The sequence below is a fragment of the Mangrovibacillus cuniculi genome (assembly GCF_015482585.1).
Lineage (GTDB): Bacteria > Bacillota > Bacilli > Bacillales > R1DC41 > Mangrovibacillus > Mangrovibacillus cuniculi.
In genome coordinates this window covers 1,586,075-1,604,011 of sequence record NZ_CP049742.1, presented here as the reverse complement: position 1 = coordinate 1,604,011, position 17,937 = coordinate 1,586,075, and the positions used below count along the sequence as shown (strand labels likewise).

Here is a 17,937-nt window from a genome sequence, read left to right as displayed (position 1 = left end):
CGTGGAAAGCGTCCCCCCTGGAGCGGAAATCCCAGTGCACTCTCTTTTTGCATATGTTCTTAACTGTTATAACGTCATTATTAGTAAACCAGCTAACAAGATTACTTTGAATGTAAGCAAGTTGAATGCTATAATAGTTTGAAGTGTATGTAATCGTGTAAGGTAGTAGGAGTGAATGACATGAATCATGAAGATAGAATTAAAAGACGTGATAGAATTCGTAACTTTTCCATTATCGCTCACATCGACCATGGAAAATCTACGTTAGCTGACCGTATCTTAGAAAAAACAAAAGCACTAACAGCTCGTGAAATGAAAGCGCAGCTATTAGATTCCATGGACCTAGAACGTGAACGTGGAATAACGATTAAACTAAATGCTGTACAATTACGATATGAAGCAAAAGATGGAGAAACATATATTTTCCATCTAATTGATACACCGGGACACGTCGACTTTACATACGAAGTATCTAGAAGTCTTGCAGCTTGTGAAGGTGCAATTCTTGTAGTAGATGCTGCCCAAGGTATTGAAGCACAAACTCTAGCGAATGTTTATCTAGCACTAGATAACAATCTGGAGATCATGCCTGTCATCAATAAAATTGACTTGCCAGCAGCGGATCCAGAACGCGTTCGTGGGGAAATTGAAGAGGTTATTGGATTAGACGCATCTGATGCAGTGTTAGCTTCTGCAAAAGCGGGTATTGGTATTGAAGACATCCTAGAACAAATCGTACAAAAAGTACCTGCTCCAACGGGTGACCCAAGCGCTCCGTTAAAAGCCCTAATCTTTGACTCGCTATACGATCCATATCGTGGGGTTGTTGCGTACATCCGTATCATCGATGGAACAGTTAAAGTTGGCGATAAAATTAAAATGATGGCGACTGGGAAAGAATTTGAAGTCTCTGAAATTGGTGTATTCACACCAAAAGCTACAGGATTAGAAGAACTGACTGTAGGAGATGTAGGATATTTAACAGCTGCTATTAAAAACGTCGGAGATACTCGTGTAGGTGACACGATTACTTCAGCGAAGAATGGTGCTCTAGAGCCACTACCTGGATACCGAAAATTAAATCCAATGGTTTATTGTGGTCTGTATCCAATCGATACAGCGAAGTTCAATGATCTTCGTGAAGCTTTAGAAAAATTAGAACTAAATGACTCTGCTCTTCAGTTTGAGCCAGAGACATCTCAAGCACTAGGGTTTGGTTTCCGATGCGGTTTCTTAGGATTACTTCATATGGAAATCATTCAAGAACGTATTGAACGTGAATTTAAAATCGATCTAATCACGACAGCTCCATCTGTTATTTATAAAGTAACGATGACAGACGGACAAGAATTAAACATTGATAACCCATCGAACATGCCTGATCCTCAAAAAATTGACTTTATTGAAGAGCCATATGTAAAAGCGACAATTATGGTACCGAATGATTACGTTGGTGCTGTTATGGAGCTTTGTCAGATTAAACGTGGTAACTTCATTGATATGCAATACTTAGATGATACTCGTGTTGGGGTTGTTTATGAAATTCCTCTTTCTGAAATCGTGTATGATTTCTTTGATACGCTTAAATCTAATACAAAAGGATATGCGTCCTTTGATTACGAATTAATAGGGTATAAAGAATCTAGACTAGTGAAAATGGATATCCTGTTAAATGCAGAAAAGGTCGATGCTCTAAGTTTCATCGTGCATAGAGATTTTGCATACGAACGTGGGAAAGTAATTGTAGAAAAACTTCGAGAACTAATTCCACGTCAACAGTTTGAAGTACCGATTCAAGCTGCTGTAGGTCAAAAAATCGTTGCTCGTTCAACAATTAAAGCAATGCGTAAAAACGTATTAGCAAAATGTTATGGTGGAGATATCTCCCGTAAACGTAAATTGTTAGAAAAGCAAAAAGAAGGTAAGAAACGTATGAAGCAAGTTGGATCTGTAGAAGTTCCTCAAGAGGCGTTTATGGCGGTTCTTAAAATGGACGATACAAATAACAAATAATCAAACAAGGAAGGGGAGAACGCCAATGCGTGTCTTCCCTTTTCCGTTTAGAAGATTTAGTTGGTAAAGGTGGGAAAGAAATGAAATCAATCTATATACACATCCCTTTTTGTCACCATATATGTCATTATTGTGATTTTAATAAAGTCTTTTTAAAAAATCAGCCAGTTGATCAATACGTGGATGCGTTATTGAGAGAGATAGAGATGGTTTCTCCTCTGTTAATAGAACCAGTTGAAACTATTTTTATTGGTGGAGGTACACCGACAGCGCTTTCAGCAAAGCAACTGGAACGTTTAATGTTGGGGATTGAGAAGTTTATACCGATAAGTAGTGATGTGGAATTTACGATTGAAGCGAATCCAGGAGACATAAGCGCCGATCAACTATCTGTGTTAAGAGCTGGAGGAGTAAATAGAGTTAGTCTAGGAGTACAAAGCTTCGATACGGGATTGCTAGAGAAGATAGGTAGAACGCATCGAGAAAAAGAAGTTAGAGAAACAATTGACTTACTAACTAATAATGGGTTTACGAATATATCCATAGATGTCATGTACGGATTACCTGGTCAAACAATGGATCAATGGAAAGATACGCTTAAAAAAGCCGTGCAGTTAGAACTACCTCATTTTTCAGCGTACTCGTTAATTGTAGAACCTAAAACAGTGTTTTATAACATGCATCGAAAAGGCAGGTTATCGCTACCTCCTCAAGAGCTTGAAGCTGATATGTATCGAGAAGTAATGGATGTATTTTCTCAACATGGTTTACATCAATACGAGATCAGTAACTTTGCTCAAAAGGGATTTGAGAGTAAGCATAATAAAGTTTATTGGGATAATGAAGAATATATCGGTTTAGGAGCAGGTGCACATGGGTATGAATTGGGTAAACGACTTTCAAATATCGGACCTGTCAACCAATATATTAAAGCGGTGGAAAACGGGAATAGACCAACAAACCATACGCATGAAGTAACAAGAGTAGAAAGAATGGAAGAAGAGATGTTCCTCGGTTTAAGAAAAGTGGAAGGTGTCAGTGCAGCTAGATTTTATGAAAAATTTGGTGTGCAACTGGTAGACGTGTTTCATTCTCCAATAGAGGAAGCGATAGGCGAAGGACTTCTTCAATCAGATGAAGTTGGTGTCCGACTTACTGACAAGGGAAGGTTTTTAGGGAATCAAGTGTTTGAAAAATTTATTGGCGTAATTGAATAAGAGATTTATGCAACATCGTTGACAGATGGTATGGTTTTTGATAATTTATTCTTAGATTTAGCACTCAACACAAAAGAGTGCTAACAGGGGTGATGAATGTGTTAACAGAACGTCAGCTTTTAATTTTGCAAGTTATCGTTGATGACTTCGTTCGTTCTGCCCAACCAGTAGGTTCACGTGCATTATCAAAAAAGGAACAACTATCTTTTAGTTCTGCCACCATCAGAAATGAGATGGCAGACTTAGAGGAACTTGGGTTGATCGAAAAAACGCATACGTCATCAGGTCGTGTGCCTTCAGAAAAGGGTTATAGGTACTATGTAGACCATCTCTTATCTCCTGGCTCATTAGATCCATTAGAGGTGGAAAGAGTCAGATCGGTATTTGACGATCATATATATGAGACCGAACAAGTCATACAAAAGTCAGCATCCATTCTTTCTGACTTAACTAGCTATACGTCCATCGTTCTTGGTCCAGCCCTGAAAAAACATAAATTTCGAAGTTTACAATTAGTCCCTTTGACAGAGAATACTGCAGTAGCAATGATTGTTACGGACACGGGGCATGTAGAGCATCATACAGTAACAATCCCAAGCTCACTGAACTGGGAAAACTTAGAGGTAATGGTTCGTTTATTTAATGATAAATTGCGAAATATCCCTCTTCACCAATTAAAAGATTATATGTATAAAGAGCTAGCACTCTTCCTAAAGAATCAAATTAATCAATTTGAAACTATTATTGATCGACTTACGTATTCAATGGAAGATAGTGCTCCAAAAAAGTCTTCTTTGGTGGTAAAACAAATATTCTATCTCAACCTGAGTTTCATGATATCCAAAAGCTACGCTCTATCATGGAATTGATGGAGAAAGAAGAAGGAATTCTTCAGTTGTTTAAGGAAACACCAAGCGGTATACATGTGAAAATTGGAAAAGAAATGGGTGTACATGAGATGGATGATTGTAGTATCATTACTGCGTCCTATTCCATTGGGCAAGTACCAGTAGGGTCGATTGCTATCCTAGGTCCTACAAGAATGGAATACTCTCGTGTCATTAGTTTGTTAGATTTATTTACAAACGACCTATCCAAAGCTTTAACAAATTTTCATCAAAAATAAGTAAAGCTGATACATGCAATAGGTGCGCCTAAACGCGCGCCTACAGCATTTCGGAAGGTGTCCAGCTTTCGGTGCGCAACTGCTCTGTGAACTCGGAAAGCCCTGTGGTGGAGATTATAAAGGACCTTCTACTAAGTGCAGGTGACATCACGTCACCAACGTAGAAGACAGTGCCTCACGCACAAGCCCTCGGTCTTCCCAAGTTCCCTGCCGCAGCTAAACGCGCGCCTACAGCATTTCTTTATAAGGAGGTGAGAACATGACAAACGAAGCAAAAACAAACCAAGAAGAAACAACTCAACAAGATACACAAGAAGAGGTTGTGGAAGAGGTATTCGCTGAAGAGGTAGAAGAGGATACAACTACGGAAGGTTCAACTAATGAGCTTACTGCCAAGTTAGAGGAATCTGAAAATAAATATCTTCGACTTCGTGCGGACTTTGACAACTATCGACGTCGTGTTCAATTAGATGAAGAGGCAAACAAAAAATTCCGTGCACAAAGTTTAGTTACGGACCTTTTAACTAGCCTAGATAACTTTGAACGTGCTCTTCAAGTAGAGACGGAAAACGAACAAACGCAATCTCTACTTCAAGGTATGGAAATGGTTTATCGAGGAATACAAGATGCCCTTAAACGTGAAGGTGTTGAAGAAATCGATGCGCAAGGTGCTGCATTTGATCCACACTTACACCAAGCAGTAATGCAAGAGTCTACACCAGATGCTGAACCAAACACGGTAACAGCAGTATTCCAAAAAGGATACAAACTACACGATCGCGTGATTCGTCCTGCGATGGTTAAAGTAAATGAATAAATTACATATAATTTAAGGAGGTAATTAAAAATGAGTAAAATTATTGGTATTGACTTAGGTACAACAAACTCATGCGTAGCAGTACTTGAAGGCGGAGAAGCGAAAGTAATTCCGAATCCAGAAGGTAACCGTACATCACCTTCTGTTGTAGCGTTCAAAAATGATGAGAAACAAGTAGGGGAAGTAGCGAAACGCCAATCTATTACAAACCCTAACACTATCATGTCGATCAAACGTTATATGGGTACTAACCATAAAGTAACGGTGGATGGCAAAGAATACTCTCCACAAGAAATTTCTGCAATGATTCTTCAATACCTAAAAGGATATGCGGAAGAATACCTTGGAGAAAAAGTAGAGAAAGCAGTTATTACTGTTCCTGCTTACTTTAACGATGCGGAACGTCAAGCTACCAAAGATGCTGGTCGTATTGCAGGTCTTGAAGTAGAGCGTATTATTAACGAACCTACTGCTGCTGCATTAGCATACGGTTTAGATAAAATGGATGAAGATCAAACAATCCTTGTTTATGACCTTGGTGGTGGTACATTCGACGTATCTATCCTTGAATTAGGAGATGGAGTATTCGAAGTGCGTTCTACTGCTGGTGACAACAAACTTGGTGGAGATGACTTTGACCAAGTAATTATCGACCACCTAGTTGCTGAGTTCAAAAAAGAAAACGGCATTGATCTTGGTAAAGATAAAATGGCTCTTCAACGTTTAAAAGATGCAGCTGAAAAAGCGAAGAAAGATCTTTCTGGTGTAACTTCTACACAAATCTCTCTTCCTTTCATCACGGCAGGAGAAGCTGGTCCTCTTCACTTAGAAATGACGCTTTCTCGTGCGAAATTCGATGAACTATCTGCAAACCTTGTAGAGCGTACAATGGCTCCTACTCGTCAAGCGATGAAGGATGCTGGTCTAGCACCATCTGAAATCGATAAAATCATCTTAGTTGGTGGTTCAACTCGTATTCCAGCGGTTCAAGAAGCAATTAAGCGCGAAACTGGTAAAGATCCTCATAAAGGTGTTAACCCAGATGAAGTAGTTGCGATGGGTGCAGCGATTCAAGGTGGAGTTTTAACTGGAGATGTAAAAGATGTTGTTCTACTAGACGTTACTCCATTATCTCTAGGTATTGAAACAATGGGTGGTGTGTTCACGAAGTTAATCGACCGTAACACAACAATCCCTACTTCAAAATCTCAAGTGTTCTCGACTGCGGCAGATAACCAAACAGCAGTTGACATTCACGTGCTTCAAGGTGAGCGTTCGATGGCTGCTGACAATAAAACACTTGGTCGCTTCCAGTTAGCGGATATCCCACCAGCACCACGTGGCGTACCTCAAATCGAAGTGAAATTCGATATTGATAAAAATGGTATCGTAAACGTAAGTGCTAAAGATATGGGTACAGGGAAAGAGCAAAACATTACGATTAAATCTTCTTCTGGATTATCAGATGACGAGATTGATCGTATGGTACGCGAAGCGGAAGATAATGCGGAAGCGGATAAAAAGCGTAAAGAAGAAGTGGACTTACGCAACGAAGCTGACCAATTAGTATTTCAAACAGAAAAGACATTAAAAGATGTAGAAGATAAAGTAGATGCGGAAGAAAAAGCGAAAGCTGAAACAGCGAAAGATGAGCTGAAAGCAGCTATTGAAGCGAATGACCTAGAGGACATTCGTACGAAGAAAGACGCTCTTTCTGAGATCGTACAAAACTTATCTATGAAGCTGTATGAAGAAGCTGCAAAACAAGCGCAGGCAGCACAAGGCGCAGAAGGAAATGCAGAAAATGCAGCTGACGACGTTGTAGACGCAGAATTTTCTGAAGTAAACGACGAGAAAAAGTAAGATGAAGTAACGGAAAAGTCAAAGTCGAATAGCGGCTTTGACTTTTTCCATGATAGATAATAATTTACCTAATAACTAACGTTAACATTGCCACAACTACTATTGCTTTGTTACAATAATCGTTATGTGAAACGAAACGGGAGAGTGTTAATCTATGAGTAAAAGAGATTTTTACGAAGTCCTTGGGCTAGGAAAAGACGCCTCTAAAGAAGAGATTAAAAAGTCTTACCGTAAATTATCTAAACAATATCATCCGGACATTAATAAAGCAGCTGACGCTAATGATAAATTTAAAGAAGTGAAAGAAGCTTATGAGACATTAAGCGATGATCAAAAGCGTGCGCATTATGATCGCTTTGGTCACACTGATCCAAATCAAGGCTTTGGTGGCGCTGGTGGTGGAGATTTCGGTGGATTTGGCGGGTTTGAAGATATTTTTAACACCTTTTTTGGAGGTGGCGGTCAACGTCGTCGTGACCCTAATGCCCCTCGCCAAGGAGCAGACTTACAATATACAATGGATATCACATTTGAAGAAGCTGCATTTGGGAAGGATACAGAAATCCAAATTCCACGTGAAGAAACATGTGATACGTGTCATGGATCTGGTGCGAAGCCAGGTACAAAACCTGAAACTTGTAAACATTGTGGAGGTTCTGGCCAATTAAACCAAGAGCAGAATACGCCTTTTGGTCGAATTGTCAACAGAAGAGCGTGTCATCACTGTCAAGGAACTGGTAAAGATATAAAACAAAAATGTTCTACTTGTAGTGGAGCAGGAAAAGTAACAAAACGCAAAAAAATCTCTGTGAAGATTCCAGCAGGAGTAGACGATGGACAACAATTACGTTTAAGTGGTCAGGGAGAACCAGGTGTGAACGGAGGACCTCCTGGAGACTTATACATTGTTTTCTCTGTTCGTGAACATGATTTCTTTGAGCGTAATGGTGATGACGTTTATTGCGAAATGCCTATTACATTTGTGCAAGCAGCACTTGGAGATGAAATTAAGGTTCCTACTATCCATGGACATGTCATGTTAAAAGTACCAGCTGGAACGCAAACCGGTAGACGTTTCCGCTTAAAAGAAAAAGGTATTCCTAATGTCCGAGGATATGGAGTCGGAGATCAATTTGTTATTGTAAAAGTCGTTACTCCATCTAAGTTAACAGAGAAACAAAAAGAACTATTAAGAGAATTTGGAGATGCTACAGGAGAAACAGTGGAAGAACAACATGAAGGTTTCTTTGACCGTGTCAAACGTGCATTTAAAGGTGAATAAGTAGAAGGAGCTGGTAGTAATGAAGTGGTCTGAGCTTTCGGTTCATACAACAAATGAGGCAATAGAACCAATTTCAAATATCTTGCACGAAGCAGGAGCGAGTGGGGTAGTAATTGAAGACCCAACGGAATTAACGAAGGAGCGCGAGGACCAGTTCGGTGAAATCTATCAGCTCCAAAAGGAAGATTACCCTTCGGAGGGGGTGTATGTGAAAGCATACCTTCCTGTAACTAGTTTCTTAACAGAAACAATAGAAGAAATTAAGCAAAATATTACAAATCTACAAGAATTCCAAATTGATATCGGGAAAAATGTAGTGACAATTACAGAAGTGAACGACGAGGATTGGGCAACTGCATGGAAGCAATATTACCACCCTGTAAAAATTTCGGAAAGATTTACTGTTGTCCCTACTTGGGAAGAGTACACTCCAGTAAGTAGTGATGAGTTAATTATTGAATTAGATCCAGGTATGGCTTTTGGGACAGGAACGCACCCGACAACTGTTATGTGTATTCAAGCTCTTGAGCGTACGGTTAAAAAGGGTGACATGTTGATTGATGTTGGTACTGGTTCAGGAGTGTTATCTGTTGCAGCAGCGCAGTTAGGCGCAAAGCACGTAGATGCATATGATCTGGATGAAGTCGCAGTAAAAACAGCGAAAGAAAACATTGAATTAAACCATGTAGCCAATCAAGTAACCGTAGCGCAAAAGAATTTACTACAAGGTGTAACAGAACAAGTGGATGTCATTGTAGCAAATATCCTTGCAGAGGTTATTTTACGTTTCACAGATGATGTTGGACGTCTAGTGAAACCTGGTGGATACTTTGTTTCTTCCGGAATTATTAATGGGAAAAAAGATGAGGTTAAAGCTGCTGTAGAAAGTGCTGGGTTTGATATCGAAGAAGTATTAACGATGGAAGATTGGGTAGCTATTATCGCAAAGAAACAAGGAGAGTAACTGATGCAACGATATTTTCTTGATATCCCGATGAAACAATTTCAAGAGTCTTCTTTGTCACAAGACCAACTTCATCACATGATTCGTGTGATGAGGATGAAAGAAGGAGATAGCTGTTACTTTGTTTTTACTGATAAGAAAACAGGTATCTACACCCTAACAAATGCGGAAACGAATCCACCTCTATTTACTCTTACCAAAGAAATACAGGAACAAGTAGAGCTACCTGTTACTGTTTCAGTGGTTGGGGGCTAGTGAAAGCCGATAAATGGGAATACGTTATTCAAAAAGGAACAGAACTAGGTGCACATTCATTTATTCCACTTAAGGCAGCGAGATCTGTTGTTAAATGGGATGAAAAGAAGGGTGATAAGAAAGTCGAGAGATGGACGAAGATTGCGAGTGAAGCAGCAGAGCAATCTCATCGACAAGTCGTTCCTAATGTGGATTCTCCTGTCACGTTAAAACAATTACTTCAACTTGCTGATGAGTATACCCATAAAATAGTTGCGTATGAAGAAGAAGCTAGATCAGGAGACACAACTAATTTTTCCACAGTTTTACAATCGATGAAGTCGTCAAATTCTGTTATGATGGTGTTTGGACCAGAAGGTGGACTAACAGAAGAAGAAGTGACACAGCTTCTAAACAAAGGGTTTGTAGCTTGTGCACTTGGACCACGAATACTTAGAGCAGAAACAGCGCCGCTTTATGCATTAAGTGCGCTATCTTATAAGCTAGAATTAGAGAGGTGAACAAAATGCCATCAGTAGCATTCCATACGCTTGGGTGTAAAGTAAACCACTATGAAACTGAAGCGATTTGGCAACTATTTAAACAAAATGGCTACGAGAGAGTTGATTACGAAGCAGCATCTGATGTATATGTAATCAATACATGTACCGTAACAAACACGGGTGATAAGAAAAGTAGACAAGTTATTCGTCGTGCGATTCGTAAAAACCCAGACGCAGTTATATGTGTAACAGGTTGTTATGCACAAACTTCACCTGCAGAAATTATGGCAATACCAGGTGTCGATATTGTTGTAGGAACGCAAGATCGTGTGAAAATGCTTGAGTATATCGAGCAATATAAACAAGAGCGTCAACCTATCAATGGTGTAGGAAATATCATGAAGAACAGAGTGTACGAAGAACTGGATGTTCCTGCTTTTACGGATCGTACACGTGCGTCTTTAAAAATCCAAGAAGGTTGTAATAACTTCTGTACTTTCTGTATCATTCCTTGGGCTCGTGGATTAATGCGTTCTCGTGACCCAAAAGAAGTGGTTCGTCAAGCGCAACAACTAGTTGATGCTGGTTATAAAGAAATTGTTTTAACTGGAATTCACACAGGTGGTTACGGTGAAGACATGAAAGATTATAACTTAGCGCAATTACTACGTGATATTGAAGCAAATGTTGAAGGTGTAAAACGATTACGTATTTCTTCTATTGAAGCTAGTCAATTAACAGATGAAGTGATTGATGTTTTAGAACAATCTAACATTGTGGTTAATCATTTACACATACCACTGCAATCAGGTTCCAATACAGTGTTAAAACGTATGAGACGTAAGTACACGATGGAATTCTTCGGAGAAAGATTAACTAAACTGAAAAAAGCATTACCAGATTTAGCGATTACATCTGATGTTATCGTTGGGTTCCCAGGTGAAACAGAAGAAGAATTTATGGAGACATATACCTTTATTCAAGAACATGGTTTCTCTGAATTACATGTATTCCCTTATTCTAAACGTACTGGTACACCAGCAGCACGAATGGATGATCAAATTGATGAAGAAGTGAAGAATGAAAGAGTTCATCGTCTAATTGAATTATCTAATCAATTAGCGAAAGAATATGCTTCACGTTTTGAAGATCAAGTAGTAGATGTGATTCCAGAAGAGAAATTTAAAAAAGATGGAGAAAGTGGTTTATACGAAGGATATACTTCTAACTACTTAAAAGTAGTTTTCCCTGCTGATGAGTCTATGATTGGAAAATTAGTAAGAGTCAAAATGACAAAAGCGGGCTATCCATACAATGAAGGTACGTTTGTACGTGTGATGGAAGAAGAGAAGTCCACTTTAAAATCTGCAGCTAATGCTTAAATTGAAACCCTCTCTACGTAAGGTAGAGAGGGTTTTGTATGTAACATTTACGGATTCTGGTCATAAATACGACAATTTGCGACAATATAATAGTATTAATGAAGAAAAAATGATATTATTTTGTAAGAGGTACATACAACTTGTTAAAGGGGTTTTTAAAATGACAACAAATGTAGCAAAACTAATTGATCATACGTTATTAAAAGCAGATGCTGTAACTGCAGAAGTAGAAATACTATGTACAGAAGCACGCGAATACGGATTTGCATCTGTATGTGTTAATCCGACTTGGGTTAACTATGCTGCTGAGCAACTAAAAGGCTCAGGTGTGGACGTATGTACGGTTATTGGTTTCCCTCTAGGCGCATCTACTCCAGAAGTAAAAGCATTTGAAACAACAAATGCTATTGAAAACGGTGCGACAGAAGTAGACATGGTCATCAATATCGGTGCACTAAAAGATAAAAATGACGAGTTAGTTCTTCGTGACATTAAAGCAGTAGTAGATGCTGCAAAAGGAAAAGCATTAACAAAAGTAATCATTGAAACATGCCTTCTTACAGACGAAGAAAAAGTACGTGCTTGTGAACTATCTGTTAAAGCAGGTGCGGATTTCGTTAAGACATCTACTGGATTCTCTACTGGAGGAGCAACGGTTGAAGACATCGCATTAATGCGTAAAACAGTTGGCCCAGACTTAGGAGTAAAAGCATCTGGTGGAGTGCGTTCAGCTGAAGATGCAGCTGCAATGACAAAAGCAGGAGCAACGCGTATCGGAGCAAGCTCAGGAGTAAAAATCGTCCAAGGTCTAACGGCTGATAGCGATTATTAAGATATAAATGTCAATAAGAGCTAAAACAGGTACAGTCTTTTAAGACTATACCTGTTTTTTAATTATAAAAGGTCTAAGTATTAGGTGCTAAATTCATAGTTCTGCAGAAATAATGCATAATAAATATTTATCTTTAGGGATTGGAGCGGAAGGGGGGCGACTCCTGCGGAAAAGGTTAAATGTCTAGCTCCAGGTGCGCAACCACTCGGGAAAGTCCAAAAGCCCTCCGGTGGCTGAAGAACTGCCTCCTCGGTCTTCTGAACTTTCCTGTCGTGGCTAAACGCGCGCCTTCCGCTTTTCGAGGCGGAAAGCGTCCCCCTGCAGCGGAAATCCCGGTGCAGTCACTAAGGATTTTGTCTATTTCTATTCTTAAATTCAACCAAATAACCATTTCTCTTTTTAGGGTTGACCTTCTTTTTTGTATCGTTTATAATCAGATAGTGCATGGTATTTTCATGCAGTTAATTGTTTAATTGTAGTGTGTGTTCGGAGGGAGGGAAACGAGATGTCAAAAACAGTTGTTCGTAAAAACGAATCACTAGAGGATGCTCTTCGACGCTTCAAACGTTCTGTATCTAAGGCAGGTACAATTCAAGAGTCTAGAAAACGTGAGTTCTACGAGAAACCATCCGTAAAACGTAAGAAGAAGTCTGAAGCAGCTAGAAAACGCAAGTGGTAAGAGGTGTTTAGATGAATCTTCTTGAACGTTTAAATGACGATATGAAGCAAGCGATGCGAGCTAAAGAAAAAGAGAAGCTTACTGTTATACGTATGATAAAAGCTTCTTTACAAAATGAAGCGATCAAACTAGGTAAGCAAGATTTGACAGAAGAAGAAGAGCTTACAGTTCTTTCTCGTGAAGTCAAACAGCGCAAGGACTCCCTTCATGAATTCGATAAAGCAGGTCGTCCAGACCTTGTTGATAAAGTTCGCAATGAATTAACTTACGTAGAAGTTTATCTACCTCAACAACTTTCAGAAGAAGAGTTACGTAACGTGATTCAAGAAGCCATCCAAGATGTTGGGGCATCTTCTAAAGCTGATATGGGGAAAGTCATGGGAGCTGTCATTCCGAAGGTCAAAGGCCGTGCGGATGGATCTCTTGTGAATAAATTAGTTCAACAATTGCTTTCATAAGCTTAAGGCTACCGGTTTTATCGGTAGCCTTTTTACATAGAGAAATTACTTCTTTCTTAGAGTAACAATTGGGGTATAGTGATTTCTTACAATTTGTACCTTACTGTTTTCTTCCTAAGAAGTTGATCACATATTATTTTTCGTAATTTAGTTCTTTATTGCATAAAATAAAGTGAAACCTATTTAATCCTGATACGTACATAACAATAAGACAGGAAAAGGAGGGACCCAATGAGAAGGTGGCTTATTATTTCATGGCTACTGCTACTTTGCTTCTCTTTGATAAATCCAATCGTAACTTTTGCGAAAGGGGAACAAAAAGTATTTGTTATTCCTTTACAAAATGAAGTAGAAAAAGGATTGTTGCAATTTCTAACAAGAGGCATGGAAGAAGCAAAGGAACAACAAGCAGATTATATTGTGTTAGACATTGATACTCCTGGAGGAGTTGTTGATGCAGCAAGAGATATCGGCTCATTATTAGATTCTGTTGATATTCCAATTATCGCTTACGTAAATCCAGAAGCTATCTCTGCTGGCGCATACATTTCTCTTCATGCAGATTACATTTATATGCACCCCAATGCTCAAATGGGTGCAGCGGGCGTGATTGATGGTGCAGGGAATGCAGCAGGTCAAAAGGTTCAAAGTTATTGGTATGCGGCTATGACTTCTGCTGCGGAGAGTCATGGTAGAGACCCTCTTTATGCACAAGCAATGACGAATGCAGATATCGATCTTCCTAAATATGATGCGGGGAAAGGTAAGTTTTTAACATTGACCACTAGAACTGCTGAAGAAGTAGGTTACTCCAATGGTTCTGCTAGTACAATAAACGATATATTTGCGGACCTTTCGATAGAAAATCCTCAAGTTTTGTCTGTTGAAGAAACTTTTGTAGAGAAATTAGCACGCTTTATTACAAATCCAGTTGTTGTGCCAATCCTTCTATCCATAGCTGGACTAGGGTTAGTGGTAGAATTATATTCACCGGGATTCGGTATTGCAGGAACTATGGGGTTAAGCTCTTTACTCTTGTTCTTCTATGGACATCTAGTCGCTGGTTTGGCTGGATATGAAGCGATATTATTGTTTATCATTGGGGCAGTGCTTATTATTTTGGAGTTTTTTGTCCCAGGAGGCATTCTTGGTATTTTAGGTGCTCTTGGTGTTGTAGGTAGTATTTTATTGGCTGGAGGTGACATTGTACAAATGGGATATGCCATCCTTATATCTTTTGTTGTTGTCATCGTTGCTATGGTTGTATTAGCTAAAGTATTTGGTAAAAGAATGCGATTATGGAATCGTTTAATTTTGCGAGACGCTACCACTACTGAATTAGGATATGTATCAAATGTAAATAGGCTAGAAATTGTAGGAAGAACAGCTGTTACTGTTACTCCACTCCGCCCGAGTGGAACTATAATGTTAGAGAACGAACGGCTTGATGCCGTTTCAGAAGGTGGTTTCTTACCTTCTCATATAGAAGTACAAATTATTAAAGTAGAAGGGTCTCGCATTGTCGTTCGTGCGTTGACTCAATCTAAGGAGGAATAATTCAATGGTATTAGATCCAGGAACCATTACTTTGCTACTAATCATAGTAGTAGGTGTCATTTTGTTAGGAGTAATCCTAACGTTTGTTCCAGTTATGCTATGGATTTCTGCATTAGCTGCAGGGGTTCGAATTAGCATCTTCACGTTAATCGGTATGAGATTACGTCGCGTAATTCCAAGTCGAGTAATTAATCCATTAATTAAAGCACATAAAGCAGGGTTAGACGTTACAACAAACCAATTAGAGAGTCACTACCTTGCAGGTGGTAATGTAGACCGTGTTGTAAATGCTTTAATTGCTGCTCACCGTGCCAATATTGAATTATCATTTGAGCGTTGTGCTGCTATTGACCTTGCAGGTCGTGACGTATTAGAAGCAGTACAAATGAGTGTTAATCCAAAAGTTATTGAAACACCGTTTATTGCGGGTGTAGCGATGGATGGTATTGAAGTAAAAGCAAAAGCTCGTATTACAGTTCGTGCAAATATTGAACGTCTAGTAGGTGGAGCAGGAGAAGAAACAATTGTTGCACGTGTTGGGGAAGGTATTGTTTCCACAATAGGTTCTTCTGATAACCATAAAAAAGTTTTAGAAAACCCAGATATGATTTCTCAAACAGTTTTATCTAAAGGTTTAGATGCAGGGACAGCGTTTGAAATCCTGTCCATCGATATTGCGGACGTTGATATCGGTAAAAACATTGGTGCGGAATTACAAACAGAACAAGCAGAAGCTGATAAAAATATTGCACAAGCGAAAGCAGAGGAACGTCGTGCAATGGCCGTTGCAAGAGAGCAAGAGATGAAGGCAAAAGTTCAAGAAATGCGTGCGAAAGTTGTGGAAGCAGAAGCGGAAGTTCCACAAGCTATGGCAGAAGCCTTACGCTCTGGTAACATTGGAGTAATGGATTACATTAACTTAAAAAATGTGGAATCAGATACAGAAATGCGTGAGTCCATTGGTAAATTAACAGACCCTAAAAAAGGTGATAACGATCGTCAGTAACAAACTAAACCTTCTAAATTCGAATGATCATAGGAGGTGATTTCTTTGGAAGGGTTAATAATTGCCTTACTTATTGGTTTGATTTCTTCATTCTTTAACAAACGCAAGGAAAAAAATGAAAAAGAAGTAAAACCTAAATCAAGACCAAGGGAAAACCCAATGGAGAGACCAGTACTAAAAACGGAACCTCGACAAACGAAACAGCCTGTTAAGAAGAAAGAGATCGTCCAAGTTTCCGAAACAATGAAACAATACGTAGAGAAACAAGAGTCACGAGAACTAAAAGAAGGTAGACCTTCTATGTTGCGTAAAAAAAATATTGTTTCAGAGAAGAAAGACAGCTTTGAACCAGATCTTTCTTTCTCCAGGGAACAAATTGTATCTGGTATCATCTTTTCGGAGGTAATTGGTAAACCAAAATCCTTACAAAAGAATACCAGAAGAAGATAGAAGAAATAAATATGTATTAGAACCCCCTTTTCGCTCATATGTATGAGTAGAAAGGGGGTTCTTTTTGTTATGGCTAAACATTGGCGTAAAACTCTTCAATCATGGGTCACGAAAACGATGGATCTACCTGACGATATAATGATGGATTTACCTCGTATTACCATGATTGGACAACTTCACATATACATAGAAAATCACCGAGGACTCCTAACATTTACAGATTGTGAATGCAGGTTATTGCTAAAGCAAGGCCAGCTTTTAGTAAAAGGAAGCGGGTTTGTTATAAAAACGATACTTCCAGAAGAAATATTACTGGAAGGAAAAGTGGATAGCGTAACATTTTTAGAGGAGTAGGAGGAGGGATACTATGCGAAACAAGTGGATGTTACCTTGGTATGGCATTGTCAAGGTAGAGATAGAGGCAAAGAGTATTGAAAGAAATTTAAATAGTATATTAAAGTCTGGTATTCATATTTGGTCTATTGAAAGAACAGGAACTACCAGTGCATCTTTTCATATGTCGCTACAGGATATTAAGAAATTACGGCATCTTGCTAGAGATCTAGATGCTCGTTTTTCCTTTAAAAGAGGGACAGGCGCTCCTTTCCTAATGAAAAGAGCTTGGAATAATAACGGATTTGTCTTAGGGATGTTTTTATTTTTCTTCGTCTTATTTATGCTATCCAATATTGTTTGGGGGATTAATATAAATGGAGCAAGTCCAGAAACAGAGCATCAAATTTCCAAAGAATTGGACAAGATGGGGTAAAGGTTGGAAAGGTGCAATTTGCTCTTAAGTCTACAGAATCCATTCAAAAGACATTGACAGACCGTATGAATAACATTACATGGGTTGGTGTAGAGTTAAAAGGGACAACTTATCATTTAACTGTAGTAGAGAAAAATGAACCCGAAAAAGAAGAGTATGTGAGTCCTCGTCATCTAGTCGCGAAGAAAAAAGCTGTTATCCAAAGATTAGTAGTAGATGAAGGGTTAGCGATTGTTAAATTGAACGACTATGTTAAAAAAGGTGACATTTTAGTGTCCGGTAATATCGGAGCAGAAGATAAACCACAGTTGGTTGCTGCAAAAGGAGTTGTACTTGCAGAAACATGGTATACAACAGAAGCAGAACTTCCTTTAAAATCTGAAATTGATGTTTTAACAGGTGAAAATAAAACAATGTATCGGATCGGGTGGAAAGATACTTCTATTCCTATATGGGGATTTTGGGGAAAAGATTATCAAAGGGAAACGGTAGAAAAGAATACATCAAGCTTTCATTTTTTAGGGATGGAATTACCGATAACGTTTACTAAACAAGTGATACATGAAAGTGAACTCGGTATAAAGACTTATACGAAAAAAGAAGCAAAAGATGTACTGTTCAAACTGGCAAGAGAAGATGTTCTCTCTAAAGTATCTGACGATGCCACGATTAAAAAGGAAAAAATTTTGCATGAGCGTGTAGAGAATGGTAAAGTGAAAGTAACTATTTACTATCAAGTGATTGAGGATATTGCAATCGCTCAACCTATTGTGCAAGGAGACTAA

General features: G+C 38.9%; 16 protein-coding genes and 2 pseudogenes. All 18 read left to right on the top strand.

Annotated elements, in window-relative coordinates; genetic code table 11:
- Window positions 1-180: 180 nt before the first annotated feature.
- Window positions 181-2,013, top strand: coding sequence for a translation elongation factor 4 (gene lepA, locus G8O30_RS08200; RefSeq protein ID WP_239671608.1), 1,833 nt, complete (start codon window positions 181-183; stop codon window positions 2,011-2,013).
- Window positions 2,014-2,093: 80 nt separating this feature from the next.
- Window positions 2,094-3,230: a radical SAM family heme chaperone HemW gene (gene hemW / locus G8O30_RS08195; protein WP_239671607.1), complete on the top strand. Its 1,137-nt coding sequence runs from the start codon at window positions 2,094-2,096 to the stop codon at window positions 3,228-3,230.
- A gap of 98 nt (window positions 3,231-3,328) precedes the next feature.
- Window positions 3,329-4,356 (top strand): annotated as a pseudogene (hrcA, locus tag G8O30_RS08190) (heat-inducible transcriptional repressor HrcA).
- 259 nt (window positions 4,357-4,615) lie between these two features.
- The gene (grpE, locus tag G8O30_RS08185; RefSeq protein WP_239671606.1) at window positions 4,616-5,173 is read left to right on the top strand and encodes a nucleotide exchange factor GrpE; all 558 of its coding nucleotides are present in this window, start codon (window positions 4,616-4,618) and stop codon (window positions 5,171-5,173) included.
- 30 nt (window positions 5,174-5,203) lie between these two features.
- Window positions 5,204-7,036 (top strand): molecular chaperone DnaK, encoded by a 1,833-nt coding sequence (gene dnaK / locus G8O30_RS08180; protein WP_239671605.1) that lies wholly within the window; start codon window positions 5,204-5,206, stop codon window positions 7,034-7,036.
- 154 nt (window positions 7,037-7,190) lie between these two features.
- Window positions 7,191-8,318, top strand: coding sequence for a molecular chaperone DnaJ (gene dnaJ / locus G8O30_RS08175; RefSeq protein WP_239671604.1), 1,128 nt, complete (start codon window positions 7,191-7,193; stop codon window positions 8,316-8,318).
- A 19-nt stretch (window positions 8,319-8,337) separates the two neighbouring features.
- Window positions 8,338-9,282 (top strand): 50S ribosomal protein L11 methyltransferase, encoded by a 945-nt coding sequence (gene prmA / locus G8O30_RS08170; RefSeq protein WP_239671603.1) that lies wholly within the window; start codon window positions 8,338-8,340, stop codon window positions 9,280-9,282.
- A 3-nt stretch (window positions 9,283-9,285) separates the two neighbouring features.
- Window positions 9,286-9,537, top strand: coding sequence for an RNA methyltransferase PUA domain-containing protein (locus tag G8O30_RS16200; RefSeq protein ID WP_338040612.1), 252 nt, complete (start codon window positions 9,286-9,288; stop codon window positions 9,535-9,537).
- Window positions 9,537-10,037 (top strand): RsmE family RNA methyltransferase, encoded by a 501-nt coding sequence (locus G8O30_RS08165; RefSeq protein WP_338040611.1) that lies wholly within the window; start codon window positions 9,537-9,539, stop codon window positions 10,035-10,037. Before G8O30_RS16200 ends, G8O30_RS08165 begins: the two co-directional genes overlap by 1 nt.
- A gap of 5 nt (window positions 10,038-10,042) precedes the next feature.
- Window positions 10,043-11,401 carry a tRNA (N(6)-L-threonylcarbamoyladenosine(37)-C(2))-methylthiotransferase MtaB gene (gene mtaB / locus G8O30_RS08160; RefSeq protein WP_239671602.1) on the top strand — a complete coding sequence of 453 codons (1,359 nt, stop codon included), beginning with the start codon at window positions 10,043-10,045 and terminating at the stop codon, window positions 11,399-11,401.
- Window positions 11,402-11,561: 160 nt separating this feature from the next.
- On the top strand, window positions 11,562-12,233 hold the full coding sequence (gene deoC / locus G8O30_RS08155) for a deoxyribose-phosphate aldolase (RefSeq protein ID WP_239671601.1): 672 nt from the start codon (window positions 11,562-11,564) through the stop codon (window positions 12,231-12,233).
- 505 nt (window positions 12,234-12,738) lie between these two features.
- Complete coding sequence (rpsU, locus tag G8O30_RS08150) at window positions 12,739-12,912, top strand: 30S ribosomal protein S21 (RefSeq protein WP_239671600.1); 174 nt, start codon at window positions 12,739-12,741, stop codon at window positions 12,910-12,912.
- Window positions 12,913-12,923: 11 nt separating this feature from the next.
- Window positions 12,924-13,370, top strand: a complete 447-nt coding sequence (locus G8O30_RS08145; protein ID WP_239671599.1) for a GatB/YqeY domain-containing protein — start codon at window positions 12,924-12,926, stop codon at window positions 13,368-13,370.
- A 231-nt stretch (window positions 13,371-13,601) separates the two neighbouring features.
- Window positions 13,602-14,927 (top strand): NfeD family protein, encoded by a 1,326-nt coding sequence (locus tag G8O30_RS08140; protein ID WP_239671598.1) that lies wholly within the window; start codon window positions 13,602-13,604, stop codon window positions 14,925-14,927.
- Window positions 14,928-14,931: 4 nt separating this feature from the next.
- Window positions 14,932-15,933 carry a flotillin-like protein FloA gene (gene floA, locus G8O30_RS08135; RefSeq protein ID WP_239671597.1) on the top strand — a complete coding sequence of 334 codons (1,002 nt, stop codon included), beginning with the start codon at window positions 14,932-14,934 and terminating at the stop codon, window positions 15,931-15,933.
- Window positions 15,934-15,978: 45 nt separating this feature from the next.
- On the top strand, window positions 15,979-16,383 hold the full coding sequence (locus G8O30_RS08130) for a hypothetical protein (RefSeq protein ID WP_239671596.1): 405 nt from the start codon (window positions 15,979-15,981) through the stop codon (window positions 16,381-16,383).
- A gap of 69 nt (window positions 16,384-16,452) precedes the next feature.
- Complete coding sequence (gene yqfC, locus G8O30_RS08125) at window positions 16,453-16,737, top strand: sporulation protein YqfC (protein ID WP_239671595.1); 285 nt, start codon at window positions 16,453-16,455, stop codon at window positions 16,735-16,737.
- 13 nt (window positions 16,738-16,750) lie between these two features.
- Window positions 16,751-17,937: pseudogene (yqfD, locus tag G8O30_RS08115) on the top strand (sporulation protein YqfD).